We start from the raw sequence: 25970 nt of genomic DNA, 5'->3' as shown, positions 1-25970 counted from the left end.
TTATCCGAGCGAGCCCTCCATCTCGAGTTCGACGAGCCGGTTCAGCTCGACGGCGTACTCGATGGGCAGCTCCTCCGTGATGGGCTCGATGAAGCCCGAAACGATCATCTGTTTGGCGTCGTCGTCGTCGAGGCCGCGCGACTGCAGGTAGAAGATGTCCTCGTCGCCGATCTTCCCGACGGTCGCCTCGTGGGCGACGTCGACCTTCGACTCGTTGATCTCCATGTACGGCATGGTGTCCGACGTCGACTCGTTGTCGAACATCAGCGCGTCGCACTCGACGGCCGTCGAGGAGTTCTCGGCGCCGTCGGCGATGTGGATGAGCCCACGGTAGTTCGTGCGGCCGCCGTCCTTCGAAATCGACTTGGACTCGACCGTCGACTTGGTTTCCGGCGCGTTGTGGTACACCTTTGCGCCGGTGTCGATGTTCTGGCCCTCGCCAGCGAACGCGATGGTGATGTGGTTGTCGGAGGCGCCGCGGCCCTTCAGGATCGTCGAGGGGTACAGCATCGTCGCCTTCGACCCCATCGACCCCGAAATCCACTCCATGCGCCCGCCCTTCTCGGCGATGGCGCGTTTCGTGTTCAGGTTGTAGGTGTTCTTCGACCAGTTCTGCACTGTAGAGTACTGGACGTGGGCATCCTCGCCGACGAACACTTCGACGCCGCCGGAGTGGAGGTTGAACGCCGAGTACTTCGGCGCGGAACAGCCCTCGATGTAGTGGACCTCGGAGCCCTCCTCGGCGATGATGAGCGTGTGCTCGAACTGCCCCATCCCCTCGGAGTTCATCCGGAAGTACGCCTGTACCGGCATGTCGACGGTGGTGTTCTCCGGCACGTAGACGAACGAGCCGCCGGACCAGATCGCGCCGTGAAGCGCGGCGAACTTGTTGTCGCTCGGGGGGACGCACTTCGTCATGAAGTGCTCGCGGACGATCTCTTCGTGCTCTTGGACGGCCTCGTCCATGTTACAGAAGATGACGCCCTTCTCCTCCCACTGCTCCTGCATGTTCTGGTAGACGACCTCCGACTCGTACTGGGCGCCGACGCCGGAGAGCGCGTTCTTCTCGGCCTCCGGAATGCCCAGCTTGTCGAACGTGTCCTTGATCTCGTCTGGGAGTTCGGTCCAGTCATCGACGCCGGCGCGGACATCGACGTCCGGCCGAATGTACGGGATGATCTCGTCGACGTCGACCTCGCTCAGGTCCGGCTGTCCGGGCCAGTCGGTCGGCATCGGCATCTCCTGGAACTGCTCGAGCGCGCGCAGGCGTCGCTCCAGCATCCACTCCGGTTCGTCTTTGTCCTCCGAGATGACGCGGACCGTCTCCTCGGTGAGACCTTTCTCGGTCTGGAAGGCGGACTTTTCCTCCTTCTTAAACTCGAAGCGGGCCTCTGTGTCTGTCTCTTTTAGTTCGTCCTGTTGTGAGCTCATGATATTGTGTTACGTGTTGCCCCGTTTATTCCTGTTGCGTGACCATTTGTGGTTACGCGGCCTCGAACGCGTCCTCGCGGACCCAGTCGTACCCCTTGTCCTCGAGCTTCTCGGCGAGCTCCGCGCCGCCGCTTTTGACGACCTCGCCGTCTAACATTACGTGGACGTGGTCGGGCTCGACGTAGTCGAGAATCCGCTGGTAGTGGGTGATCTGGAGAACGCCCGTGCCCTGTTCGTCACGGAGCGCGTTGATTCCCTTCGAGACGTCCTGTAGCCGGTCGATGTCCAGCCCGGAGTCGATCTCGTCGAGTACTGCGACTGCGGGCTCTAACATCGCGGCCTGCAGTACCTCGTTCTGCTTCTTCTCGCCGCCGGAGAAGCCCGCGTTGAGGTACCGCTGCATGAACTTCTCGTCCATGTCGAGCAGCTCCATCTTCTCGGAGAGGATCTGCTGGAACTCGGCGACGCCGATCTCGCCGTCGTCGGTGGGGCCTTCCATCGGAGACGTCTCGTACCCCTCGTCTTCGTCCGCGTCAGCCTCTTCGGCGTCCTCGTCCTCGAACAGCTCCTCGCGCTCGTCCGCCTTGGCGTTGAGCGCCTGCCGGAGGAAGTTCGTCATCGTGACACCCTCGATCTCCGCCGGGTACTGGAACCCGAGGAAGATTCCGAGCGCGGCGCGCTCGTTAGGTTCGAGCTCCAGCAGCTTCCAGTGGTAATCCTCGTCGTCGAGCTCGGCGTCGATGTCGGCGACGTCCTCCTCGTCGAGATGGAGGAGGATCTCGCCGCCGGTGACCTCGTACGCGGGGTGGCCGGCGATGACCTTCGCAAGCGTCGACTTCCCCGAGCCGTTCGGACCCATCAGCGCATGGATCTCTCCGGACTCGACGGTTAAGTCGACCCCGCGAAGAATTCGTTCGCCGTCCTCTTCCGCCACTCGCGCATGAAGATCGTTGATTTCGAGAGTTGCCATATGTATTCTCGTGCCTCGTGTCCGTACAGTGGTGTCTTGGCGGGTTAATGGTTACGCATCTCCCCGTAGAATATCCATAAATACCGAAAAATTTCTCTCATCAATCGAAAAGCGATTTTCAGAATCCGGGGCGAATCACATAAAAGAGCCGAGTCCGGTCTGCTCTTGGCCCGTTTTGACTTCCTCCCACGACATCCCGAGCGCCTCGATGACGCGCTCTATCGGCCCCTGAAGCGTCTTTTCCAGCATCTTCTCCCAGTCTACTTCGAACTCGTCGGGCACCTGATCGGCGTATTCGAAGCATATCACGTCCGGATCGCGTTTGAACTCTCCGTACAGGTGGTCGCGCTGGGGGTCGAGTCCCTTCTCTTCTTCCATCCGCGTCCAGAAGTCGGGATGGACCTTCTCGATGTAGAGCCGCTTCGGCTTCGACCCGCTACCGAAGTTGGTCCCGAGCATGAGGTTGGCGTACTTCGCCCCGCGGACCTGCGCGGTCGGCGTCTCGTATGCGTCCAGCTTCTTCCCGATACCGCCGGGAATCCCGATCTCGTCGAGGGCCATCTCGCCGTCGAGCACACGCGCGATGACGTCAACGAGGTACTCCTTGACTTCCCCCATATCCTCGTCGATGTCGTCGCCCGTCACGATCGTCTCGATGACGTTCTGTTGGACCTCCTTCGTGATCTGTGCGATGTCCGAGCGCTTGTACTCGAAGCCGGTAATGTCGATGTCGTCGACGTCTTTCCCCTCCTTCCAGATGATGTGACCCGCGTACCGCTTCTTCTTGCCGGCCTGGAAGAAGCGGCGATAGAGCTTTTCGAACTCGATCTGAAAGCGGTGAACGTCAGCGTTCAACTCATCACGCGCGAAGTCGTCGTAGCGCTCGTTGATGTGGTCCTCTATCTCGAAGGAGGTCTCGATGGCTTCCTCCTTCGACATGTCTGACAACGATAACATGACCGAATCGGTATCTCCATACGAAACCTGATAATTAAGCTCGTTAGCGGCTTCTTCTGTGAAGTCGATGACTTCCCGACCTGTCGCTGTGACGGCTGCAGCGCCCTCTTTGTCGTAGAGGCGGAACCGATCCCACCCCGTCACACCATATAACGACTGGCCGACAAATTGGAACTTCCCGTTCCGTCCCGCGAGGAGCGTGTGGTTGTCCTCGACGGTCACGCAGTAGACGCCGTCTTCGGCCGTACTTCGAGTCTCACTCCGATGCATCCGGAGTGTGTTCTTCCCATTCTCAGTGACGTAAATCCGCCAGCTTCCGCTGTTTTGACTGTAGCTCGCGGAAACCCCGAGATGCGCACACAGGCGGAGCACGTCGTCCCGAAGCCGCTCGCTAGACGTCGTGTAACGCCACGATTCGGCCTGCCTGTCACCGTCGCCGTCGATCAGCGTCTCCAAGAACGCTCGTTTCTGCGCCTTCGTCGCCTCGAAGACGCGCTCCGGGACCCGTTTCTCAAAGCTCCCGTCGCCACAGCTGTCTCGGAGGAAATCCCCGAGGAGCTCCGACGTGAACTGATAGCTCCGCTCGTTGACGTAGTAGTCTAACTCCATCCGATCGAGAAGCTGGCCGATCGTCTCGTGATCGGTGTTCCCTCCGTCCGCCACGACGTCCTGTGCGATCTGTATCGTGGTCGCGGAGCCGCGAAGCGTGTCACCGAACCGCTTCTCCTCGGACGTATACACGTTTCCTTCCGTGATGTACCACGCGAGCAGTTCGAGGAAGTCGTCGCCGTCGAACGTCCGCGGGATCCACTTTCGACCGGACTCACGGTGAACGAAGCTCGTCTCACAAACTGACTCGATGTACTCGCGGTGCTCTTCGAACTCTTCCGCCGTGAACACGTATCCGGTCTGTCCGATATCCGCCTTCGGAACACGTTGCGGCGTCCAGCCGAGCTCGGCGGTGAACGTGTGGCCGTGGACGCTCGGTCGAACCCACACTTCGTACTCGCCGTCGACGAGCTCGGTCAGATCGACCTCGTCGACCTGCTCCCCGTCCGGCCCGTCCCAATCGTGGGGAAGTTCGTAGTTGGTCGCCCGATCGAGATCGCCGGCCTCCACGAAGCCGTACCTGTCTTCGGTGATCCCGTTCGTCTCGTTTTTCCGGACTAGCATCCGGTGATTCGGCGTCACCCGGAAGTCGATCTTGGAGGTCTCGATGTCGACGAGTTCGCCCCGGTAGTCGGGGTACGCGTGGGTCTCTTCGACGGTCTTGACCTCCATCTCCTCGGTGTCGGGATCAAGCGAATAGACGGCGTCGCCGACCTCTAAGTCCGTGATCGACCGAACGCCCCCCGGAGTCACGACCTCGGTGTCCGGCGTGAAGCAGTTCATAATAACCTTGACAGAAGCCTGCTGTCGGTCGTACTGCTCGTAGGGCTCGGTGCCGGGGTCGTGGTCGTTCCGGAGCCCCTTCTTCTCTTCGCGCTCGGAGAGGAGCTCGTCGACCATCTCGCGCATGATCCCGTCCGGCTCCTTCTGAAAGTGCGTCCCGTTGGGCGCGACGTACGTCTCCCCGTCGTACTCGCCGGGATCGACTTTCGTCTCTGGGCCGGCGTTGATCGTCACCATGCACATTGGGTATAGACTTTTCAGATCTTGGACAGTTACCATCTCTTTGACGCCGGTGATCGGGTCGAAGACGGCGCCGCCCTCGAACTCCTCCGACTCCTGTTGGCCCTTCGTGGGGAGCGCGAACTTCCCGAACGCCTTGTGGAGGACGTACATGTCGACGGTGTCGCCGGGGGTCGGTGCGTCTTCGATCTTGCAGCCGACGAAGGTGCGCACCTCGTCCCAGAAGGCGATCACGTCCTGTTTCCGGTCGATCTCGACGCACAGCTCCACGTCGCGGATGCTGTACTCTAACAGGCGCTCCGGGTCCTGCTCCCAGAGATCGCCGATGTCGCCCGTGTAGCGCTCCTTACCGATCCCCAACTCGCGCTCGCCGACGGCGTCGAGCCGGTACGACTCCAACTCGGTGAACATCGTGCGCTTGTAGGCGTACAGCAGATCGAAGACGACCCGGCCCTTGATGTCGGGACCGCCCCACCCGGAGCGCCACACCTCGCCGATGCGGGAGAGACGGTCGACCGAGAGGTCGTACTGGCTCCCGTCGTCGAGCACCTCCATCCGGTCGAGGAGGTACGGCGCGTCGAAATCTTCGAAATTCCAGCCCGTCATAAGGTCTACGTCGGTTTCGTCGATATACTCGACGAACGCGTCCAGCATCGCTGCCTCCGTCTCGAAGGTGCGGACCTCGAAGTCGATCTCTCCGTCTCCATCGACAATCCCCTCGTAGTCGGGGAGGTCTTCTGGCGCCGGCACCTCGGCCTCGGGGGCGTCGTACAGCCAGACGACGTACTGGTCGTCGTAGGAGTCGTGACTGGTGAGACAGATGATCGGCTCCTCGCCGTCCTCGGGGAAGCCGCGGCGGTCATCGACCTCGATGTCGAAAGTGTTCACCCGCATCTCGGCGTCGACGTCTGCGGGTTCGAGCATGCCCTCGTGGACCTGAATCGTTCCCTCCTCGTCGTCGAGTCGGCGCTCTTCCACGCGGATACCGCCTTTGAGCCCGTTGTCGATCAGGAAGCGATTCGGAAAGAGGATGTCCGCCTCGAAGCTGGTCGCGAAGTCGTCGCGGATGTTCCCCACGTCGCGGGGCGTGCGGGTGACGATCCGGGTGAGCGGCTCGCCGCGGATGCTCTCGTACGGCTCGCCCTCGACGTTCTCCTCGCGCGTCCCGATCACCACGTCGTACTCCTCGGTGGGATCGCGGTCGAGGTCGGCGGTGGGGACGTAAAAATACGGCTCGACGCCCAACACACGGAGGTGTTCGACGGCGTCGTCACCGTCCTCGACCGGTCGCCGACCGAAGACGTGGACGACCGGGTACTCGTCGCTTCCGTACCCCTCGACGGCGTAATCGATCTGGGTGACCATCAGCTCGACGGTCCCGGTCGATTCCGGGAACTTCGCCTCGTCGACGTCGACCACGTCGCTGACGTGTCCGCGCCCGCCGCCGGCGACGGCGGCCGCCTCCTGTGCGGCCAGCGCTTCCCGTTCGGCCTCCGTGCCGTCTCCCGACCCGTCGCCCGCATCGCCCGACGACGAGAAGTCCGACAGCCCCGACTGAGTCATACCCGTGCTTTGGCGCACCCGGCTAAAAAACTCGGCTTTCGGGTGCGACGACGACTCCCAGCACGGAAAGGCATATAATGTGCGACGGCATACCACGGTCTATGTCATCGGATCCACGTTCCGAACCCCAGGCGGCTCGCCCGGCCGATTCCGACGCGGTCGACGCCGAGGTGGAGGTGTACGAGGACGACGGGAACGTGGTGCTTTTCGACGCGGCGAACCCCCTCGCGTGGGTCGAAGCGAGCCGAACGGTCCGGCTGGCCGACGCGACCTGATCGCCGCTCGCACCCGGACGGAACCCCTTTGGCCCGTCCCCGCGTACGACTGGTGTGTTCAGTCTCGACGAGGACGACGAGGGCGAGGTCTCTTTCGGCGAGAGTTCCGACGCCGAGCGGGAGATGACGCCGGACATCCCGAAAGCGCCCTCGGTGAAGACGTTTGACGATAGCGGTGACTTCGAAGGCGCGAGCGACGTCGACTCGGGGACCCTCCGCGCGTTCGTCGTCGCCGTCTTCCTCGCCAACGCCGCCGTGCTTCTCGTCGCGCTCGGCCCGATGCTGTGGTTCTTCGAGGGGTGGTCGCGGATCGGTCCTGTCCTGTTCGTTGCCGGACTTCTTGCGGGCGTCCGAACCTATCAGACGTATCGGTCGTGGCAGCGATCGAAAGACGCGGACTCCGACCCCGACGCGGACCCCTCGTCCCCGGAAGCGTAATGTCCGCGCGACCGCTTCTCCCGATCCATGCAGACGGTTCGTGACGCGGCCGGCGAAACGTACCTCCTCGTGAAACGCTCCGCCGAGTCGAGCCGGGTCCGGGACCCGGCCACCGGCGAGGAGCGGTACGTCGACAACGACGAACTTTCGGTCGTCGACGGCGAGTCGCCGCTCGCGACTGCGGCCTCGGGCGTGCCGGCCTCGGTCCGACGAACGGTCGGTGCGGTCCGCGACGACCGCTCGCTCGGCCTGCTCGCGGTGGTCGTCGACGAGGGCCCGATCGCGGCGATCGACCTGCTCGACGCGGCTGATATGTGCGAGTCCGACCTTCACGGCACGCTCACGGAGTTCCGCGCCGCGGGCCTGATCGACGAGGCCGAGGTCGCGGGACAGCGCGGCTACGAGGCGACTCCGGTTGCGGTCGAAGCGATGGGATTGTTGCGGGGCGAGACGGGCGGTGATGTCGATGAACTCGACGACGGGGCCGACGAGCGCGACGGAGACGGATAAGCTGTTTATAAGTGCGATCTGGACTAACTCCCGTCGTCTGCGACTGTACCGTCGTTCGGCCGAGCGTATGCCTCGCGCCTCCCCAGCCTCGGCGGACGGGTCGGCGCGGCACCGTCCGCGCCGACCCGCCGCCTCCACCGGGAATCAGAGATTTCCGAGCCCCCGTTCGCTCCGCTTACGGGGACCTCGCGGTCCGCCCGCGCCTTATAGGGCGCGGGCGGGCACGCCGATGCGGACTGGCGGGGTCTCTCCCCGTTGCTGCCGGCGAGAGCCGTCGCTTTCCGCCGATTGGATCGCGGGCAGCCACTTATAAATGGCCGCGGCAGAGCGTCTGTCCGCTCAGTCGTGCGCTCGCTCAGTCGTCGGCGAGTTCGGCGATGTCGAGTTCGTCGGCGTCGAGATCGGCGGCGTCCTCACGGCGCACTGTCGACCGATTCGTGCGCGGGTCCTTCTCCACCGTCACCAGCTCATCGGCCGCACCCACCAGCTCGTCGTCGTGGCTGACGATGAGGATCTGGCGCACGCCGAACCCGCGCATCTCCTCGACGAGTCGGACGAGCCGGGAGACGTGGCCGGAGTCGAGAAAGACGGTCGGCTCGTCAAGGATGAGCGGTGGGGTCGGCGCTGCGCCCTCGATCCCCTCCGAGAGCAGCCGGTAGATCGCACAGCGGAGCGAGAGGTTGAACAGGGCGCGCTCGCCGCCTGAGAGCTGCTCGGGGTCCAGCGGCTCGCCGTCCTTCTGGTAGACGGTGAGGACGTACTCGCCGTCGAGCTCGATGTGCGAGTACGCGTCGTTGCCGTACACCAGCTCGAACGTCTCGTTCAGAGTGCGCTCTAACTGAGCGACGTTGCGCTGCCGGAGCTCCGCTCGGAGGTCGCCGTACATCGCCTCCAGCTCGCTCGTCTCCTCGTGGAGGTCTTCGAGCGCGTCCACCCGCTCCGCGAGCGACTCGCGCTCCGCTCGGAGGTTCTCTAACTCCCGAATTTCCCCTTTCACCCCGCCGATCGCGTTCTCCAGCTCCGTCCGGCGCCCTTCCAGTCGATCGAGTTCGCCGGCGACCTTCTCGAGGTACTCCTCGGCCCGTTCCTTCTTGCCTCTCGCCTCCTCGACCGCGTCCTCGTCGACGGCGTCGGCCAGCTCGTCGCGGCGCTCGCGCTTGTCGGCGAGCCGGTCGCGCCGCTCGTCGTTCACCGCTTCCAGGTTTTCCCGCTTCTCGCGGCGGCGCTCGATCGCGTCTTCCTCGTCTGCGATCACCGAGCGTCGGTCTTCGATCGCGGCCACTGCCTCCCGGGCCTCGTCGACCGCCGCGAGCGCGTCCTCGAGCTCTGTCACGCGCGCCGCGGCCGCTTCCGCCTCCTCGCGCTTCTGGGCGGCGACCTCTCGGGTCTCCTCGGCCTCCTCCTGGAGGGCCGCGGCGCGTTCGCGTTTCTCCGCTGCTGCCTCCCGCTTGTCCTCCGCCTCGTCTCGCTTCTCCTCGACGCGCTCTTCGAGGGTTTCGACCCGCTCGTCGATCTCATCGAGTCGGTCCGCCGCGCTCGCGAGCTCGTTCAGCTCCGCGATCCGGTCGTCGAGGTCATTCTCGCGCTCGCGGGCGTCCTCGAGCTCCGCCTCCAGCTCGGCGACTCGCTCGCGGTCCTCGTCGATTCCGCTCGCGTGCGGCGAGTCCTCGACCGGCTGCCCGCACTCGGGGCACTTCCCCGCCGCGAGCAGCTCTTCGGCCTCTTCGACACGCTCACGGGCGTTCTTCAGATCCGCCGACAGCTCGGCGATCCGCTCGCGGACCCCGCCGCGGCGCTCCTGCACCTCTTCGTACTCGTCGGCGACGCCCTCGCGATCGACGTCGGCGTCGGCGGTCGCGAACCGCTCGCGAAGCGCCTCGGCCTCCTCGCGGAGTTCCTCGATCGAGGACTCGCGCTCGGCGACCTCCTCGGCGGCCGCCTCGGCGTCGTCAGCCATGTCGTCGGCCTCGGACTCGACCTCCGTAGCGCGCTCGGCGCGATCGTCGGCCTTCCCGGCGAGGTTCGTCGCCTGATTGCGGAACGCCTCGGCGCTCACCCGCTCGTCGTCCAGCTCCTCGCGGACCGTTTCCTCGCGCTCGTCGAGTTCGTCGCGGCGGGCCGCGATCGGCTCGTCGCTCGCCGCGTCGAGGCCGGCGTCGTCGAGTTGGTCGGCAATCGCGGTCTCGATCGCTTCGATCTGCTCGCGGGCCTCCTGGATCGCGTCGCGGTGGCCGTCACGCTCGCGCTCGGCCTCGCGGATCGCCGCTTCGATCTCGTCAATCTCCGCTTCCACCGACTCCAGCGTCTCCCGTTTCTCCGCGTGAGTCGACAGCGTCTCCGCGGCGGCCTCGCGCGTCTCTTTCGCCTGCTCTCGCTGCGTCTCGTAGCGATCGATCTCGTCGGTGACCTCCGAGAGATCGCTTTCGAGCCCGTTGAACCGGTCGTGGAGGCCCTTCTCCTCTTTCTCCGCGATCTGGTCGTCGAGCTGATCGAGCCGTCCGCGTCGGTTATCCAGCACGTCTTCGACGCCGAGCCGCGCGTCGCCGGCGCGCTCGCGGTACTCCTCCAGTTTCCCGAGCTGGAGCAGGTCGTCGATCGTGTCCTGTCGCTCGCGCGGCGTGGCGTTGATCAGCTTGTTCACCTCGCCTTGGCGAACGTACGCGCAGTTAACGAACGCCTCGGCGTCCATCCGAAGCAGCTCGGTGACGAACTCCCGCACCGCCCGGGCGCCGTCGCGGGTCACGTCGCTCTCGTCTGTCGATTCGAGCGTGCACTGGTGGTCGATCCGGCCGTCGTACCGCTTGAGCCGTCGCTCGATGTGGTACGAGCCTCCGTCGTGGGTGAACCAGAGGCCCACCTCCGTCTCCTCCTTGCCGTTCGTGATCACGTCCCCGAGGGTGCCGTCGAGCGCCTTCGACCCGTACAGGGCGAAGAAACAGGCCTCCAAAAGCGAGGACTTCCCGCTGCCGTTGAGCCCGTGGATGACGGTGACGCCCTCGGTCAGTCTGAGGTCGGCGTCGCCGTACGGTTTGAAGTTCGCGAGCCGGACGCGGTCGAAGTTCACAGGTAGTCCTCCATGGAGACCTGTCCGTCGGTGTCGGCAGTCTCGGTCGTCGCCGTCTCGTCCTCGCTATCGGGCGATTCGCGGTCAGGATCGTCAGTTGCGTGCCCGGCTTCGGAGTCTTCGTCGCTTTCGGCTTCCCCCTCGTCGCCGTCCTCGTCCGCGGGCTCACCCCGGTCGAACGCCTCGAGATCGTCGACCCGTTCTTCGACCCGGCGTTTCACCGTCTCCCGAACGTTCGTATCGGGAATCGTATCGGCGCGGACCGCCTCCTCGATATCCAGGGCGGCCTCCGACAATCCCATCTCGTCGATCCGTTCCCGGACGGCGTCCTCGGGGTCCGCGAAGCTCACGTCGAGTTCGGTGTCCGTCTCCACCTCACGGCGGTCGGTCACGCGAGCGATCAGCGCTCCTTCGTCGGTCGCGAACTCCTCTATCGCGGCCGGCGTGACCGGGTCGCCGTCGCCGGTCACGTCGACGAGGACGACCGCGTCGTCGAGGTCGTGTTGGCGGACCGTCTCGCGTACTCGCGCCGCGCCCTCGCCGTCGCGGAGGTCGACCTCCACGAAGACGAACGGGCGGGTGTCGAGCGCCCGCCGCCGGATCTCCACGCGGTCGTCGCCGCCGGCGGCGTCGGCGTCGAAGGTAACGAGGTTGTAGCCGCGCCCCTCGCGCTCGCTCGCGCTCGCGCGCTCCGTGGACCCCGGGTACGTGACCCACGTGTCGTCGACTTCGGCGACGTCTGGCGTGTGGTTGTCGCCGAGGAGCATCGCGTCGAACGCGACCGTGCTCTCCGCGAGTACTTCTTCCGTGTCCCAGTCGGCGTAGCCGAACGGCTCGAAGAGGCCGTGCGCGACGAGGGCGGCGTAGTCGGTGTCGTGCTCGGCGAACGCGTAGTCGAGGCCGTCACGTCGCGAGACGGGGACGTGATCGAGCCCGTAGAAGGCGGTGTCGCCGACGACGGTCGCCTCGTCGCCGAGTCGGGTCGCGAGCCCCAGCCGTTCGAACAGATCGAGCCACTGGCCGCCGCGGGTCGACTCGTGGTTCCCGACCACGGCGAGGAAGGGAATCTCCGCGTCGTCGAGACGCCGGAGGACCGAGATTGTCCCCATTAGGTCGCCAAGTTCGGGGCGGCGGTCGTGGAAGAGGTCGCCGGCGTGGACCACCGCGTCGACCTCCCCCTCGATCGCGTCATCGATCACGGCCGCGAAGGCGTCGAGGAAGTCCTGCCGTCGGACCGGCGAGTGGTACTGCGCGTACCCGATGTGGGTGTCGCCGGTGTGGATCACCCGTGTCATCTGTCCGGGTCTTGGCCGGTATCGGGTTTAGGGGTTCCGGGGGCGGAGCGGAAGTGGTCCGGCGGTCATCGAGGGCTCTTGTCGTCGGGCCCGTCGCATCGACCGCCGTCGTCCGCCGCCTCGCGGAACCGACCGAACGCCGCGCGCGCCTCCCGCCCCCGTTCGGCGGCGGTCTTGTCGCCGGCGCGCTCGGCGGCGGCGATCGCCTCGTCCAGTCGGGCGAGCCCGTCGGCGTCGACGAACGCGGCGGCGCGTCGCAGGTCGGCCCGCGCGGCGTCGGCCTCGTCGATCACGGCGGTGGACGGTCGGGTCGCGGTGTCAGTGCGGCTCGCCAGCGCGGAGAGCGCCTCCTTGACGGCGGCGGTCGAGACCATGGGCGGGCTGGGTCGTTATCGGTCATAAGAGATAGCTCTGAGAGCAGAACAGACAGCGGCTAGGGCGGATACAAGCCCGGAGCGATCGATCCGGTCCGTCGTCTCACACCGATAGCGTGTACAGCCGCTTTCGGGCGTCGGCGAAGGAGAAGCGGGAGTCGACGACGTCCTCCTCTTCCAGCCGCGAGAGCGCGTATCTGACGGTTCGGGGCGGGAGCAGCGTCTCCTCGGCGAGCTCGCTCTGCGTGAGCGTCTCGTTGTAGTCGAGGACCTTCGCGACGAGCTTCGCGCTCGGCGGCAGATCTCGGACGGCGCTCCAGCGGTCGGTGACGTCTTCCTCGGCTGCGACGGCGTCGGTGGTACTCATGCGTACCTCTCCATATCTCATGCTGTTAAATAATATTTACTATCCTGTTTAATTACTAATGGGCATTTACTCGGCGGTCGGTCCTCGATAACTCTCCCCCACCCGAAACCTCTTACGCGCGAGACGCCTTATTAGATACAATGACAGATACCGTCGACGACGTCGAGATGCCCTACGATGGGTCGGCGTCGAGACAGGAGAAGATCGAGTCCCTCCAAGAGGAGCTCGACGTGCTGGAGTCCCAAAACGAGGAGATGCGCGACAAGCTCCTCGACGCGAACGCCGAGAACAACAAGTACCAACAGAAGCTCGAACGGCTCACCCACGAGAACAAGAAGCTGAAGCAGTCCCCGCTGTTCGTGGCGACGGTCCAAGAGATCACGCCCGACGGCGCGGTCATCAAACAGCACGGGAACAACCAGGAGGCGCTCACCGAGATCACCGCCGAGATGCGAGAGAAGCTCAACCCGGACGACCGGGTCGCGGTGAACAACTCGCTGTCCGTCGTGAAGAAGCTGGAGAAGGAGACGGACGTGCGCGCTCGCGTGATGCAGGTCGAGCACTCGCCCGACGTCACGTACGCCGACATCGGCGGACTCGAAGACCAGATGCAGGAGGTCCGAGAGACCGTCGAGATGCCCCTCGAACACCCCGACATGTTCGAAGACGTCGGGATCACGCCGCCGAGCGGCGTTCTGCTGTACGGCCCGCCGGGCACCGGCAAGACGATGCTGGCGAAGGCGGTCGCCAACGAGACTGACGCCACCTTCATCAAGATGGCCGGCTCCGAGCTCGTCCACAAGTTCATCGGCGAGGGCGCGAAGCTGGTCCGAGACCTGTTCGAAGTCGCCCGCGAGAACCAGCCCGCCGTCCTCTTCATCGATGAGATTGACGCCATCGCCTCGAAGCGGACGGACTCGAAGACCTCGGGCGACGCCGAGGTCCAGCGGACGATGATGCAGCTGCTCTCCGAGATGGACGGCTTCGACGAGCGCGGCGAGGTCCGGATCATCGCGGCGACGAACCGCTTCGACATGCTCGATCCCGCGATTCTTCGGCCGGGTCGCTTCGACCGCCTCATCGAGGTGCCCAAGCCGGGCACCGAGGGCCGCGAGATCATCTTCCAGATCCACACCCGGAAGATGAACCTCGCGAGCGATATCGACTTCACCGAACTCGCCGAGATGACGCCGGAGGCCTCTGGCGCCGACATCAAGGCCATGTGCACGGAGGCCGGGATGTTCGCCATCCGCGACGACCGCACCGAGGTCTCTCTCAACGACTTCCTCGGGGCCCACGAGAAGCTCCAGCAGGACGAGGAGACCGGCGCCGACGACTCGTTGGCGTTCGCCTGACGCGGCTCGCCATCCCGATTTTTCGTCGTTCGTTCGACTCGCCACCAGTCGCTACAGCGTCCGCAGGACTAGGAACGGGACGATAAAGAAGAGCGCGAAGATCAGTCCGGTCGCGATGGCGTAGCCGACGCCGACACCCGAAAGTGCGCGCCAGCCGTTCTCTGTGGGGAGGTCGCGAGCCGAGAGGTCAAGACGCATACCTGTGGCTTCGCCGCCGTCGACTTAAGTGCCGGTGGCCGGACCGCCCTGCTGGCCCCTATTCGTTCGACGGCTGCGTCCCGCTCACACGTCGCCCGCCAGCGCGCGGAACAGGTCGTCAGCGAGGGCGTCGCGGTCCACGGTCTCCGGTTCCTCGTCGTTCGTCGGGTCGATCGTCGGCGCGATCGTCCCGCCGCCCATCCGCGAGTGGCCGCCACCGTTGCCGTTGTCGCAGTCGGAGAGGACGGCGTCGATCGCGTTGCCCATGTGGACGCGGTCGTCTCGCGACCGCCCGGAGAGGTGGACCGTCCCGTCGCGCTCGCCGATGACGATGACGGCGCTGACTCCCTCCAGTTGGATCAGTTCGTCGGCCGCCTGCGGGATCGCGTCGACGTTGTTCACCCCGCCGACGTCGGCGACGGCGAACGATCCCTCGATCCGGCGACCCGCGATGGCCCGCGCCTTCACCTCCAGCACCTCCGCGTCGACCGCCGGGTTGGCGATCCGGTCGAGCCGGTCTTGGTCGACGCCGGGATAGACGTACGCCGCGGCCGCGAAGTCGGGCTCGCTCGCTCCGACCGTCAGGTGTTTGGTGTCGGTGAGAATCCCGTATAAGAGTCCGGTCGCCGTGTCGGTGGGAAGCGTGAGATCGCTGTCCGTCTCGCTCGCGTGCTTGTCCGGCGGTACCGGGGTCGCGTCGTTCTCCTTGAAATACTCCGCGATGACGGAAGCTGTCGCGCCGTAGTCGGTTCGCACGTCGGTGAACGACTCGCCGGCCCCGTCGCCGGGGTGATGGTCGACGACTGCGAGCGGCAGCACGCCGTCGGCGCCGGCGAACCCCCGCGCCTCGTTGTGATCGACCAACACGACGGATTCGGCGGCCAGATCCCTCACGTGTTCGATCGGATCCAGCTCTAACTCGAGCACCGTGCGGAACGCCCGGTTCTCCTGATGGCGGATCTGTCCGGGGTACTGGACCGTCGCGTCGACGTCGAGCTGCTCCGCGAGCGACGCGACGCCCAGCGCCGCCGACATCGCGTCGGGGTCCGGGTTCGGATGCATCAGAACCGCGATCTCGTCGCGTTCGGCCAGCAGACGGCGGAACCTGACGCCGGGCGTCCTGTGAGCGCGATACAACACGTACGCGCCGACAAGCGCGACGAACGCGACGGTTGCGACGACAACGGCGAGTTCCGGATTCTCCCGGACCGTCGCCTCCGCCTGCGAGAGCGGGCCGTCGACCGCGCTCAGAGACCACATACGTGCCGGTCGACTCGCTCCCGGTACATCAAGGTTCGTTACCGTTTCGACCAACCGAAAACGGCCCGAAAACAGCGGGGAGACGGCCACATCTCGGCGATTGTGATGATCCTGTTCAGTCGTTCGCTGTCCGAGACGCCCGCACCGCGTCGCGGTATCCCTCTCGGAAGGTCGGATACGCGAACTCGTAGCCGAGCGCCCGCAGGCGCTCGTTCGAGCAGCGCTTGCTGGTCCGAATCCGTCGTTCGGCCGCCGCGGAGAGGTCGCCGTCCGCTATTCGCTCTTCTTTCGATCGTTTCGCCGGCCGGGGCACCCCGCACGCGTCTGCCAGCCAGTCGGCGAACACGTGCTTGTCGACCGGCTCGTCATCCACGACGAGAACGGCGTCGTCGCGAGCGCGGTCCGCTTCGAGGAGGTACCGGACCGCCCCGGCCGCGTCGTCGCGATGGACCATGTTGAGGTAGCCGGCCGTAACCGGTCCGTCGAGATAGCGTTCGAGCCGGTAGCGCTCCGGACCGTACAGTCCCGCGAAGCGCGCGACGGTCCCGTCGATCCCGAACTCGCTCGTCGTCTCCAGCGCGGTTCGTTCCGCCTCCGCAAGGACACGGGTCTTCTCCGTCGTCGGCTCGATCGGCGTCTCCTCGTCGACCCACGCGCCGCCGTGGTCGCCGTACACGCCCGTTGAGGAGGTATAGACGAGTCTGTCCGGCGTCGCCGCCCGTTTTCCGTACGCCTCGATCACGTTCCGGAGGCCGTCGACGTACACCTCCCGGGCGGCTGCGGCGCCGCGACCGCCGGAGCTGGCTGCGAACACGACCGCGTCCGCGTCGGGGAGTACGGCGAGCGACGCCGGGTCGGTCGCGTCTGCACGGGCGGCCTCCACCTCGCCTTCGCCGACCGACTCGATCGCGTCCAACCCGGCGTCCGACCGCCGGACGCCCGTCACGGCGTGGCCCCGCTCAGAGAGCTGTCGGGCGAGTTCGAGTCCGACGTAGCCGCAGCCGACGACGACGACCCTCATGACTTCCGCCGCTCGATGACCGCCATAATCTCCGCGAGCTGGCCGAGCGTCATCGGGGCGCGGCCCTCGAGCGCCTGCTGGACTTCCTGTCCCGTGAGGTCCGCGTCGATCGCGGCGGCGAGCGTGTCGACGTCGAGCACCGCCGTCGCCATCCCCATCAGGAGGTGATCGCGGACCTCGGCGACGACCGTGTCGACGTCGCGGTCGCTCGGAACGGCGACGATCGCGGCTCCGTCTTCGAGCCGAAGTGCAGCGACCGTCCCGTCGGCAGCGGCGTCGATGGCGTCGCCGTCGACCCCCGTCTCCTCGGCAATCCGGTCGCGACCGGCCTCGGTGACCGCCTCGCTCACCAGCGTCTCGAACGACGCCAGCAGCGCCGCCGCGGTCACCTCGTCCGTGTCGCTCTCGGCTTCCGCCGCGCCGTCGGCGACGACTTCGTGAAACATAGTCGCTCTCGGTCGCGGCGTCTCAAAACGGCTACGGTCGGTTACGACGCCGTACACGCCCCATCGTCGCTCGCGGGCGACTCTCCCATCGCGCCGGGGCAGGGCCACCCCCCGGACCGCTCGTCGCGGGTGCCGTCGACGTCGCCGACGCCGGGCGGTCCGGCCGGAACCGCGACGGCGACCACCGTCTCGGTCTCGAACGCGACCGGCTCCGTCTCGCCCAGCCGCACCGTCTCTCCGCCGACATCCACGGTCACGTCGCCCTCGCTTCGGACGTACGCGAAGCGCTCTCCGGGCGCGCCCACGTCGGCGCGCAGCGCGAACCGCGGGTACTCCCCGCGGACTTGGACGCGCCAGGCGTTCACCGTCGTCACCCAGTATCCCGGCACGGGCGCGACCGGGAGGCCCGCACCGACGGCGCGGGCGGGTTCCATTGACCATTTCTCGCCCAGCTCTTCGACCGCCTTCTCGCTCGCCTTTCCGGCGGCCGCCTCGCCCGCTCGGGCCGCCTCCTTTTCGATCGCTTTCTCCATCCGGTCCCTGAGCAGCACCCGGGCGCCGCTCGTCGTCTCGTCGACGAACCGGGTCGGGACCCGAACCGCGTCCCTCCCGGCTGCGGTCCGAGTTGCGACGCGAAGGTTCGCGGCGAGCGCCTCCTCGGCCGCCCGCGACAGCGATCCGACGCTCGCGGCCTCGGCGGCGACTCGATCCGGATAGGACCCGTTTCCGACGGCGACCGCGCGTTCGGCCGTCGACCCGTAGCCCGCCGCGGTCTCGTCGAGGACCTCGCGCCGCTCGTCGCGCGACAGCGAGGTCCGAACGCGGAGCGTCGATCGGAGCTCGCTGTCCACCTCGTCCAACGACCCGGACACCTGTCTGGCGAGCGCATCTCGGTCCGCCCGCAGATCGGGGTCGTCGCCGGCTTCCAGTGCCTCGTTCGCTAAGAGGAGCGACCGACCGGCGGTTCCGACCCGCACCGTGTCCTCGCTGCCGAGGATCCGAGCGACGATGCCGCTCGACACCTCGCCGTACGGCACGGTGACGTAGTTCACGTTGCGGACCGCGAGCGGTCGGGTTGTCGTCCCGTTTACACCGTCGACAATCTCTCCGTCGACGGTCGTCCGCGGGAGGTATCCCGGAGCGCCCCTCGGCGCGAAGGTCACCGCCCCGCCCGGGCCGTCTTCCCCGACCGCGTACGTTCCGGGATCGCGGGCGGCCTCGCGGCTGGCGAGGGCGTCGCCCACGTCGGGACCGTCGAAGGCGCCGCTCACGCGGTCGAGGAACCCGTCTGTCGCGCGCTCGCGGTCATCCGCGGCGTCTTCGAGCTCGTCGATCACGGCGTCGAGATACGCGGCGCGGGCGGCGGTCCCGGCCCGATCCGCGGCGCCGTCGTACGTCGCTGGCGCGTCGACGAGTTCCGCGCGTCGGTCGCGAAGCACGTCGGCGAGGTCGGCGTACGGCTCCGCCTCACCGACCGCCGCCTCCTCCATCGACGCCTCGACTTCGACGTCGCGCACGTCGCTTGCGAGCGCGGCCACGTCGGCCGCAACGGCATCCCGGTCGGCCGACGAACGAGACCCGACGATGGTCGTCGATCGCGTGATGTCCCCGCCGCTGACCGCGTCTTCGGCGATTCGATCGATGCCGGTCTCGGTGCCGACACCGAGGTCCGCTCGGGCGGCAGGTGGGACGTCCCTCAGGTCCGGACCATCGCTCGCGTCGCCCGCACCGAACGTCTCGGTAGCCCGATCGGGCGCTCCGTCGGTCGGCGTGTGCGCTCCCGAGACCGACACCCGAACGCGGTAGCGATCGGTCACCGTCTCGTGTGTGGTTGCCCGGTGGACCGTTTCGTCGACGACGCTCCCGTTCGGGCCGCGCTCGACCGTTACCCGTTCCCACTCCGCGACCGCGACGCGCTCGACGGTCGCCTCGCGGGTCGCAACGCCGAACGAGACCCGCTCGCCGGGGTCGACCGTCCCCGACGGGACGCCTTCCGGCACGCCAGACCCGCTGACGACCGGCGTCCGCTCCGTCCGACGCAGGTCGACGCGCTCCCAATCGCCAGTCGTCGTGGCCTCCGAGGACGAGGGCGTTGGCGGCGTTGGACGCCCGCCGTCGACGATGCGCGTCGTCGACGTCTCGACGCTCGCTTCGACTCGGTACGCGTCCTCGATGGTCGCGTCCAGATCGCCGTAGACACGCGTCGCCCCCTCGTCTGCCGCGCGACCGATCGAGACCGCCGTTCGCTCGTCCGTCCGGTCTTCGCTCGGTTCGAACGCGGCGTCCTCGCTTGGCTGACCGTTCGGACTCTCTCCCTTCCTCTGGCCGTCGGTTCGCCCGGGCGTCGGCGCAGTGAGCACGGCCTCGGTCCACGACCCCTCGTCGACGCCGGTCGGTTTGAGCAGATCGGTGACGCCCGTCCGCGCCGTCGCGCGTGCCACTCCGCCGCGTGCGTTCGGGTCGCTCGCGCCGAACACGTCGCGCTGCGTTCGGACGATCCCCGCGTTCGTTGACAGCTCCACGTGACGGTTCGCGAGCACGTTTTCGACCGGAGCGCCCGCGTACTGCGCGTACCCCCGCGCCCAGCTCATCGGATAGAGGCTCGCGGTGAGCTGCCGGCCCAACCCCGGTCCCTCGACGGGTCCCCGGTTGAGCCGCTCCTCGAACCGCTCCGTCCGTTCGTGTGCGGCGAGCGTCGGCACGGCGACCACGACTGTCCTGTCTTCCGTTCGATCAACGACTGTGCGTCCGTTCCGCGTCGCAGTCGTTTTCACTCCCTCGAACGTCACCCGCGTCGCCGTTCCGTTCGCGACGGACTCGACGTCGACCCGGTCGCGAGCCGCTGCCAGCTCGCTCGGATCGTCGACCGCCGGTAGCGACGCCGTCGCCGTCACATCACCGATTTCGGCGTCGACGGCCGACAGCGCCTCGGCGCCGGCGATCGCGAGCCGTATCCGGAACGCGTCTTCGAAGGCGGACCCGTTCCTGACCGCAGTCGTTTCGCGGCTGTCCGAACGCCCGGCGGCCGTCTCGTCCGGCGCCCGCGTCACCGGCTCCGCGGCCGCGTCGTGCGCGGCCTGACGCGCTGCGGTCCTGAGCGCGGCAGTTGAGTCGGCGTCGACCCGCTCGATGGCGCGCTCCACGCTCCGGTCCTCGCTGATAAGCCCCTGCTCCGCAATACCCGCGGCGTACGTCGAACTCGTCACCAGGAGGAGCACGCCGATCAGCGCGAACGGGACTCGCGCGCGCTCGTCGACGGTGAAGGATCGGCACCGCGATCCGGAGTCGGGCGCCCGTGCGGTTGACAGTCGGTTTCGCACGCTCACCACCTCCTGACCACGATCCGAACCGTTCTGGTTTTGTCCGAGTCGTTTGACAGCGGGTGCGTGATCACCGCAACCGTGACGTCGGCGCCCTGAGGCGGAGCGCTACCCACTGTGACCGGATTTGGCGAATCGGACCCCGTCGGCTGACCCTCCGTTTTGCGGCTTCCGTCGCCGCTTTCTTCCCGATCGATACGCCACGGGACACCCGTTCCGGCCGACCCTGCCGAAGCCCTGTCGATTACGTCGGAATCGAATCTCCATCTCCCCGGTCCGGTCGGCGACGCCGGCGCATTCGACATCTGGTGGGCCGATCCGACTGCGGCGTCCGGCGAACGACTCCCCGCTTCGCTTTTGTTCTGCTTCTCGAGATCGCCTGACGCTTCCGTCTCCACCTCCGCGTCGATCCGCGTTCGCGGTCCGAGACCCCGTTCGATGGCCGCCAGCGCTTCGGACTCGAACGCCTCCCTCGAAGCGCGTTTCCCACCGCCTCCTCCCCCTCCGGCCGCCACCAGTGCCAGCAGCTCGGCGCGCGTCGCGTGCACCGTCCGCGTCCGGTTCGGCGCCTCGTCCGACGCGTACGTCACTGTCACCGTCTCCGTCGCGATCAGATCGGCGACTTCGGCGGCTTCCGGCCCCGCCGTCTCGCTGTCGCTATCGGCCGCACCGAGCGCGACGACGCTCGCGGAAACACAAAGGAGCAACACCGTCACGTCGAGTACGGTGCTTGTCATCGGTACACCACCGCCCGAAGGGTTCCGCGGACGTTCCGGCCCGGCCCGACGCCGACCGTTACCGGCCGCTCGGCGACCGCGACCGTGTCCGTGCTCCGGCCGGCCTCCGCCGTCGGCGCCCCGTCGCCGGATCGGACCGTCCACGTCGCTCCGTCGGCCTCTATCGTGACGGTCGCGGCGAACCGGAACTCGTCGACGCGGCGCAACCGTTTCGGCTCGACGACGCCGCCCGTCGTCACCGTCGGCTCGACCCGATCGAGCGTCTCTTCGGCGGTCGGCCGCTCCCGATCCGACGCTGCGTCGTCGAGCGCGCCGACGTACAGGCTGAGAGCCGCGCCGACGGCGAGGACGGCGACCAGGGCGGCGATCGGCTCGACCGCGGCACGACTTTCGGTATCCCCTCCGTGGAGGGACCGATCACCCGACGAGCGTGACATGGACCCCTCCGTAGTGAACGCGTCTCACTGTCAGCCGCTCCGGCGCCGGACGCCACTGGTGATCGGTCGATCGCGCGCGTTCGGCAGCGGCTGCGAAGTCTTCGGGATCGTCGAACACCGCGTCCGGCGGAACGCCGGCGAGTACCCGACGGAGACCGCTATCGCGGGACACACCCGCTCGCTCCGCCGGGAGAGGCGTTATCCGTGGCGCGCGGATCGACGCCTGCGCGGTCCCGCCTCCGCCGTTGAGCGAGACGGACCGTTCGGTAAGGCGGATACGGCCCGCGGCGATCCCGTGTTCCGCCGTCGCGGGATACTCGCTGTTAGCGACCGAGTCGATCGTGTGAGCGACGCCGCTCGCGTCCGGCGGCGGGGTGGCCGGGAGCGCGGCGGCGACGCCGGCGGTCGCGACGCTCACCAGCGCGATGCCGAGCCACGCGTACGTGGCATCGAGGTGGGTCTCGAACACGGGGCGGCTGGCCGCGGCTTTATACTTAAATGATCGCTTCGAGAGATCCCCGAAAGGTCCTCGTCCTCGCTACAACAGCGTCCCGGCACCGAGGAATGCGACGAGGTAGGTCGCGGTCGCGGTCGGGAGCGCGATCCCGACCCGATAAGCGACGAGCGCCCGGTCAAACCCCCGTTCGAGTCCGGTCGCCAGCGCGGTGAGCAGCGGTGCGAGGATCAACACGTACGCGCCGACGATCTGCCCGAGGACCGGGACCGAGAGCGCGCCGCCACCGTTCGATCTCGGGGTCGTTTCGCCGGCCGCCCCGACGGGCTCGCTGCCGACGGTATCGACGCCACCGGTCCCGCCGACGCCCAGCGCGTCCGCCCCGGCCGTCGCTCCGGCGCCGAGCCCCCCGGCGTCGACCGCGTCGACACCGGTTGCGAGCGCGACAGTCGCCCCACCGACAAGCGGTGCGAACACTGCCGCCGTGTTCATTAACGTGCCCGTCACGGTCGCGAGCTGTCGCCGCGCGTCGCTCTCGAGTTCGCGGAGGTCTTCCAGCTGATCGGCGAGTTCGAGCAGCACGTCGCCCGCCGGTCGGCCCTCCCGCGCGGCAACGGAGAGCAGCGCGACCGCTCCGCGCACCCGCGGCGACGGGACCGGCACTGCCGGGCCGCCGCGACCGAGGAATGCCTCTCGGACGTCGACACGGAGCGTGTTGCTCCGCCGTCCGGCGAGTTCGAACAGCTCTCCGGTCGCACCGTCGAGCCGCTCGCCGGCGTTCGCGATCGCGGTTTCGACGGCCACCCCCTCAGCCACGTCGCCGCCGATCACCGTCATCGCGTCCGGAAGGGTGCGCTCGACGGCACGGACGTTCGACAGCACCGCTCTTCGGTGGCGGACGGCGACGAACAGCGCGACACCGGCTCCGACGCCGACTCCCGCAACCGGTGCGGCCCACCGGGCGACGACCCTCGCCGCAACGACAGCGGCGATTCCTCCGGCTCCCAGCCCGGCGACCGCGGCCTGGATCCCGTTCTCCGGGACGTCTGGGTGGTCGCTGCCGATACTGGGCGGCGCGAACGCGACCGGACGACGGGAGAGCAGCCATGCCGACGCCGCGAGCAGCCCCACCGGGAGGACGCCGAGGTACAGTCCCGCGACGACGCCGGGGCCGATCGGGACGCCGGCCGCGGCGGCAGCCGGAAGGAGGGCGATGAGCGCGAGCGGGAGCAACACCCCAAAGGCGTACAGCGCCGACACGGGGCCGCGGACCTCGCCGACGAAGGCGGCGAGCCGGTCGGTCGTTCCGGCGATCGTCGCGTCGAGCGCGCGGTCCAGACACCGATCCCGGCGTTCGGGCGGCGCCGATGCCGCCGTCCGGACGAGCGCTGCCGCCCGGTCGATCGCCGGGAACCACGGCTGCCACTCGCGGGCGAACGCTCTGAGTCCGCTGGTCGGCCCGTCGGCATTCGCTCGCTCACGGCGTGCGAGGCCGTCGGCGAGCGGCCCGTCGCCGGTCCGCGCGGCGAACCGGACGGCGCGTTCCGTCGACGGATCCAGTCGCATTCGCAACACGAGCCGTCCGACGAGCCCGGGCGCGGCCCCGAGGGCTCTGGTCCGCCGGAGCGAGGCGAGCCATACGGGTCCCCGGTGGATGGCATGTGTGGCGCCCAAGCCGCCCGCCAGCCCGAACAGCAGGCCCGGGACGGGCCCGAAGACAACCGCGACGGCGACGGCGCAGGCGAGGCCGACCCCCACGCCGGCTCGGTATCCCGCTTCGATCACTCGGTCGCTCGTCGCGTCCCATCCAAGAAACGCGATCGCCCGGCGGAGTTCGGCTGACCCTTCACCGCTGTCCGCCGCACTGCGTCGCGGTGCCCCGCTTCGTTCGCCGTCCGGATAGGTCATCGTTCGCCACCGCTGACGCCGCCGTTGCTTCCCCGGTTATCGCCGTCGCGGTCGACGTACTGTTCCGGCGGTATCCGTCCGGTCCTCGCCGCCTCCTCGATCTTTTCTTCCCGTCGATCGACCGCGTCGCGGACGGAAGCGTACGATTCGCGGGCGTCAGCGAGCGACTCGACGAGTCGGCTCTCCCCGCGGTCGATTCGACCGGTAGGAGCCAGCCCCGCTCCGGTTCGCTCGAACAGCGGCTCGAATGCCGCACCGTCGTCGTGGCCGACGACCTCGGCGATCGTCTGGACGCGGTGGTCGTCGAGCACGACGATCAGATCTGTCGCGGCGAACGAGGTGGGGGAGACGCCGAGATCGGTGACGACCCGCTCTCGGACCGCCTCGGGGTCCTCGCCGTGGATCGTCCCGAGGACCGCCTCACCGGTCGCGCCGACGCGCATCGCCTCGTACAACGCTGCTGCCTCCTCGCCACGGACCTCTCCGACGACGATTGCGCCGCCGCCCAGCCGGAGCGCGGTCCGCACCGCCTCGCTCGGCGACGGTTCCGCACCGTCTCCGACCCGGAGCCGCTGGATGTCGCGTCCGGTCGCAGTCACCGCTTCGGCCGGCAGCTCCGGGGTGTCTTCGATCAGTATCGAGCGCGTCTCGGCCGGGAGCTCCCAGAGAAGCGACCCGAGTGCGGTCGTCTTCCCCGCGCCGCGGCCGCCGGCGACGAGCCCCGTCACGCCTCGCTCGACGGCCACCGAAAGGAGCCCGGCGGCCGCCGGCGTCATCGTCTCGACGTCCACGAGCCGTGCGAGGGTCCAGGCGTCCGGGTCGCCGCGACGGAAGGTAAAGGAGAGGCCGTCGCTGGCGGGATCCGTCGTCGCTGCGACCCGAACGCGCCCGGCTTCGGTCTCGATCGTCGCGTCGAGCGTGGGACTCGCCCGAGAGAACCCGCGCCCGCTCGTCCGCCGGAGTCGAGACGCCAACGTCGCCGCGCCCTCGGGCGGTAGCCTGACGTTGGTGCGACAGCGCTCCCCGTCGACGACGACCCGGAGCGGGTTCTCGGTGACGGGGGCCGACAGTGTCGCGTCGCTCACGCGGTTGTCGGCGAACACGTGTTCGAACGCGCCGTACCCGCGGGTGTGTCGGCGGAGCACGTCGACCAGCGTCGAGACGGGGTCGCCGGCCGCCGCGACGGACCGCACCGCTCGTCCCGGCGCTCTGTCGCCCCCGGTCGGGTCGTCGAGCAGCCGGTCTTCGGCCGCCGCGAGCCGCTCGACGGCCTCGTCGTCGAGCCGCGTCGACGGCGGCGTGAGGTGGTACGTCCGCAGCGGTCCCGTCCCCTCGTACAGCCGCACCGTCGCGCCGGTGTCAATCTCCCATCGGTCGACGAGCGCCGCGTCCGGCGGCGGCGCCGACGCGACGCGCGTGGCCGCAATGGTCGGGCCGATGTGCGCCCGCAGCACGTCGCCGGTCTCCTCCGCGTTCGCGACGGTCTCGGCCAGTCCGGTCTCTGCGGCGATCCGCTTCGGCGGTCCCTCCCGGCCGCTCGCCTCTCTCGCCGCCGCGACCGGCTCCCGGGTTACGCGTTCCGCGAGCCGCGTCTCGTGGAACGCGACCTGTTCGCGGAACCGCCCCGCGGCGATCAGACACGCCGCGGCCCGCCCGGCGTAGGTCCGCTCCCGACCCGCGTGTCGCGTCCGGATCACGTCCGCGTCGCGCTCCGTTAGCGCCTCCACGACCGTCGCGAGACAGGCGGGACTCGCGGCGAGATCACCGCGCCCGGGGCAGTTGTCGGCGTCGACCGCGAGAACGACTCGATCGCCGACGCCGGTCCCGGCCGGCTCTCTGAACGACGGTTCACACCGGCAGTCTCCGGCGTTGTCATCGACCCACGGGAGCGCGCGTAGCGGCGCGTCGTCGTCCCCGAGCGACGACAGCGAGGGGAGATCGAAGCTCATGGCGAGCGT

The 25970-nt window shown here is 67.8% G+C and carries 21 protein-coding genes; 4 read left to right on the top strand and 17 right to left on the bottom strand.

What is annotated here, in order from left to right; all coding sequences use genetic code 11:
* From sufB to ACNS88_RS05580, 3 genes are all read right to left on the bottom strand, one after another.
* Positions 1–1431, bottom strand: coding sequence for a Fe-S cluster assembly protein SufB (sufB, locus tag ACNS88_RS05590; protein WP_435094730.1), 1431 nt, complete (start codon positions 1429–1431; stop codon positions 1–3).
* Between the two features lie 52 nt (positions 1432–1483).
* On the bottom strand, positions 1484–2401 hold the full coding sequence (locus ACNS88_RS05585) for an ABC transporter ATP-binding protein (RefSeq protein WP_435094728.1): 918 nt from the start codon (positions 2399–2401) through the stop codon (positions 1484–1486).
* 135 nt (positions 2402–2536) lie between these two features.
* On the bottom strand, positions 2537–6553 hold the full coding sequence (locus tag ACNS88_RS05580; protein ID WP_435094726.1) for a DNA polymerase domain-containing protein: 4017 nt from the start codon (positions 6551–6553) through the stop codon (positions 2537–2539).
* A gap of 101 nt (positions 6554–6654) precedes the next feature.
* On the opposite strand from ACNS88_RS05580, the gene ACNS88_RS05575 reads away from it, so the two are divergent.
* Genes ACNS88_RS05575 through ACNS88_RS05565 form a run of 3 tightly spaced genes read left to right on the top strand, consistent with a single transcriptional unit; the run spans position 6655 to position 7776 of the window.
* Complete coding sequence (locus tag ACNS88_RS05575) at positions 6655–6828, top strand: DUF7331 family protein (RefSeq protein ID WP_435094724.1); 174 nt, start codon at positions 6655–6657, stop codon at positions 6826–6828.
* A gap of 54 nt (positions 6829–6882) precedes the next feature.
* On the top strand, positions 6883–7266 hold the full coding sequence (locus ACNS88_RS05570; protein ID WP_435094722.1) for a DUF7322 domain-containing protein: 384 nt from the start codon (positions 6883–6885) through the stop codon (positions 7264–7266).
* A 27-nt stretch (positions 7267–7293) separates the two neighbouring features.
* Positions 7294–7776, top strand: a complete 483-nt coding sequence (locus tag ACNS88_RS05565; RefSeq protein WP_435094720.1) for a DUF7346 family protein — start codon at positions 7294–7296, stop codon at positions 7774–7776.
* A gap of 355 nt (positions 7777–8131) precedes the next feature.
* Here the strand turns inward: ACNS88_RS05565 and rad50 are convergent, their stop codons facing one another.
* The 4 genes from rad50 to ACNS88_RS05545 form a co-directional block, all read right to left on the bottom strand.
* Positions 8132–10840 carry a DNA double-strand break repair ATPase Rad50 gene (rad50, locus tag ACNS88_RS05560; protein WP_435094718.1) on the bottom strand — a complete coding sequence of 903 codons (2709 nt, stop codon included), beginning with the start codon at positions 10838–10840 and terminating at the stop codon, positions 8132–8134.
* Positions 10837–12135 (bottom strand): DNA double-strand break repair protein Mre11, encoded by a 1299-nt coding sequence (gene mre11 / locus ACNS88_RS05555; RefSeq protein WP_435094716.1) that lies wholly within the window; start codon positions 12133–12135, stop codon positions 10837–10839. The genes rad50 and mre11 overlap by 4 nt, the downstream gene beginning before the upstream one ends.
* A 65-nt stretch (positions 12136–12200) precedes the next feature.
* Positions 12201–12509 (bottom strand): DUF7966 family protein, encoded by a 309-nt coding sequence (locus tag ACNS88_RS05550; protein ID WP_435094714.1) that lies wholly within the window; start codon positions 12507–12509, stop codon positions 12201–12203.
* Between the two features lie 103 nt (positions 12510–12612).
* Complete coding sequence (locus tag ACNS88_RS05545) at positions 12613–12876, bottom strand: MarR family transcriptional regulator (protein ID WP_435094712.1); 264 nt, start codon at positions 12874–12876, stop codon at positions 12613–12615.
* Positions 12877–13016: 140 nt separating this feature from the next.
* Between ACNS88_RS05545 and pan1 the strand changes: the two genes are divergently transcribed.
* The gene (pan1, locus tag ACNS88_RS05540; RefSeq protein WP_435094710.1) at positions 13017–14231 is read left to right on the top strand and encodes a proteasome-activating nucleotidase Pan1; all 1215 of its coding nucleotides are present in this window, start codon (positions 13017–13019) and stop codon (positions 14229–14231) included.
* Positions 14232–14282: 51 nt separating this feature from the next.
* Here the strand turns inward: pan1 and ACNS88_RS05535 are convergent, their stop codons facing one another.
* From ACNS88_RS05535 to ACNS88_RS05490, 10 genes are all read right to left on the bottom strand, one after another.
* Positions 14283–14429: a hypothetical protein gene (locus ACNS88_RS05535; protein ID WP_435094708.1), complete on the bottom strand. Its 147-nt coding sequence runs from the start codon at positions 14427–14429 to the stop codon at positions 14283–14285.
* Between the two features lie 84 nt (positions 14430–14513).
* Positions 14514–15689, bottom strand: a complete 1176-nt coding sequence (locus ACNS88_RS05530) for a DHH family phosphoesterase (protein ID WP_435094706.1) — start codon at positions 15687–15689, stop codon at positions 14514–14516.
* A 115-nt stretch (positions 15690–15804) separates the two neighbouring features.
* Complete coding sequence (locus ACNS88_RS05525; protein WP_435094704.1) at positions 15805–16710, bottom strand: NAD-dependent epimerase/dehydratase family protein; 906 nt, start codon at positions 16708–16710, stop codon at positions 15805–15807.
* Positions 16707–17156, bottom strand: a complete 450-nt coding sequence (locus ACNS88_RS05520) for a DUF5791 family protein (RefSeq protein WP_435094702.1) — start codon at positions 17154–17156, stop codon at positions 16707–16709. The genes ACNS88_RS05525 and ACNS88_RS05520 overlap by 4 nt, the downstream gene beginning before the upstream one ends.
* Positions 17157–17197: 41 nt before the next feature.
* Positions 17198–20485, bottom strand: coding sequence for a DUF7286 family protein (locus tag ACNS88_RS05515; protein ID WP_435094700.1), 3288 nt, complete (start codon positions 20483–20485; stop codon positions 17198–17200).
* Positions 20479–21213 carry a DUF7284 family protein gene (locus tag ACNS88_RS05510; protein WP_435094698.1) on the bottom strand — a complete coding sequence of 245 codons (735 nt, stop codon included), beginning with the start codon at positions 21211–21213 and terminating at the stop codon, positions 20479–20481. Before ACNS88_RS05510 ends, ACNS88_RS05515 begins: the two co-directional genes overlap by 7 nt.
* Positions 21210–21650 carry a DUF7285 family protein gene (locus tag ACNS88_RS05505; protein ID WP_435094696.1) on the bottom strand — a complete coding sequence of 147 codons (441 nt, stop codon included), beginning with the start codon at positions 21648–21650 and terminating at the stop codon, positions 21210–21212. The genes ACNS88_RS05510 and ACNS88_RS05505 overlap by 4 nt, the downstream gene beginning before the upstream one ends.
* The gene (locus ACNS88_RS05500; RefSeq protein ID WP_435094694.1) at positions 21631–22119 is read right to left on the bottom strand and encodes a DUF7283 family protein; all 489 of its coding nucleotides are present in this window, start codon (positions 22117–22119) and stop codon (positions 21631–21633) included. The genes ACNS88_RS05505 and ACNS88_RS05500 overlap by 20 nt, the downstream gene beginning before the upstream one ends.
* A gap of 69 nt (positions 22120–22188) precedes the next feature.
* Complete coding sequence (locus tag ACNS88_RS05495) at positions 22189–24012, bottom strand: type II secretion system protein (RefSeq protein WP_435094692.1); 1824 nt, start codon at positions 24010–24012, stop codon at positions 22189–22191.
* On the bottom strand, positions 24009–25961 hold the full coding sequence (locus tag ACNS88_RS05490) for an ATPase, T2SS/T4P/T4SS family (RefSeq protein WP_435094690.1): 1953 nt from the start codon (positions 25959–25961) through the stop codon (positions 24009–24011). The genes ACNS88_RS05495 and ACNS88_RS05490 overlap by 4 nt, the downstream gene beginning before the upstream one ends.
* Positions 25962–25970: the final 9 nt, after the last annotated feature.

The sequence above is a fragment of the Halorubrum shenae genome (assembly GCF_051194165.1).
In the GTDB taxonomy this organism is placed as follows: domain Archaea; phylum Halobacteriota; class Halobacteria; order Halobacteriales; family Haloferacaceae; genus Halorubrum.
The sequence above is the reverse complement of the archived record's forward strand: the minus strand, read 5'-3'. Positions and strand labels throughout refer to the sequence as shown.

What these genes read in the sequence shown, in the direction of transcription:
- ACNS88_RS05545 (WP_435094712.1), bottom strand. Translation starts at nt 12,876, where the DNA reads ATGAGTACCACCGACGCCGTCGCAGCCGAGGAAGACGTCACCGACCGC.
- ACNS88_RS05580 (WP_435094726.1), bottom strand. Translation starts at nt 6,553, where the DNA reads ATGACTCAGTCGGGGCTGTCGGACTTCTCGTCGTCGGGCGATGCGGGC.
- ACNS88_RS05490 (WP_435094690.1), bottom strand. Translation starts at nt 25,961, where the DNA reads ATGAGCTTCGATCTCCCCTCGCTGTCGTCGCTCGGGGACGACGACGCG.
- mre11 (WP_435094716.1), bottom strand. Translation starts at nt 12,135, where the DNA reads ATGACACGGGTGATCCACACCGGCGACACCCACATCGGGTACGCGCAG.
- ACNS88_RS05575 (WP_435094724.1), top strand. Translation starts at nt 6,655, where the DNA reads ATGTCATCGGATCCACGTTCCGAACCCCAGGCGGCTCGCCCGGCCGAT.
- ACNS88_RS05585 (WP_435094728.1), bottom strand. Translation starts at nt 2,401, where the DNA reads ATGGCAACTCTCGAAATCAACGATCTTCATGCGCGAGTGGCGGAAGAG.
- ACNS88_RS05495 (WP_435094692.1), bottom strand. Translation starts at nt 24,012, where the DNA reads ATGACCTATCCGGACGGCGAACGAAGCGGGGCACCGCGACGCAGTGCG.
- ACNS88_RS05550 (WP_435094714.1), bottom strand. Translation starts at nt 12,509, where the DNA reads ATGGTCTCGACCGCCGCCGTCAAGGAGGCGCTCTCCGCGCTGGCGAGC.
- ACNS88_RS05525 (WP_435094704.1), bottom strand. Translation starts at nt 16,710, where the DNA reads ATGAGGGTCGTCGTCGTCGGCTGCGGCTACGTCGGACTCGAACTCGCC.
- ACNS88_RS05505 (WP_435094696.1), bottom strand. Translation starts at nt 21,650, where the DNA reads ATGTCACGCTCGTCGGGTGATCGGTCCCTCCACGGAGGGGATACCGAA.
- ACNS88_RS05535 (WP_435094708.1), bottom strand. Translation starts at nt 14,429, where the DNA reads ATGCGTCTTGACCTCTCGGCTCGCGACCTCCCCACAGAGAACGGCTGG.
- sufB (WP_435094730.1), bottom strand. Translation starts at nt 1,431, where the DNA reads ATGAGCTCACAACAGGACGAACTAAAAGAGACAGACACAGAGGCCCGC.
- ACNS88_RS05510 (WP_435094698.1), bottom strand. Translation starts at nt 21,213, where the DNA reads ATGACAAGCACCGTACTCGACGTGACGGTGTTGCTCCTTTGTGTTTCC.
- ACNS88_RS05530 (WP_435094706.1), bottom strand. Translation starts at nt 15,689, where the DNA reads ATGTGGTCTCTGAGCGCGGTCGACGGCCCGCTCTCGCAGGCGGAGGCG.
- ACNS88_RS05520 (WP_435094702.1), bottom strand. Translation starts at nt 17,156, where the DNA reads ATGTTTCACGAAGTCGTCGCCGACGGCGCGGCGGAAGCCGAGAGCGAC.
- pan1 (WP_435094710.1), top strand. Translation starts at nt 13,017, where the DNA reads ATGACAGATACCGTCGACGACGTCGAGATGCCCTACGATGGGTCGGCG.
- ACNS88_RS05565 (WP_435094720.1), top strand. Translation starts at nt 7,294, where the DNA reads ATGCAGACGGTTCGTGACGCGGCCGGCGAAACGTACCTCCTCGTGAAA.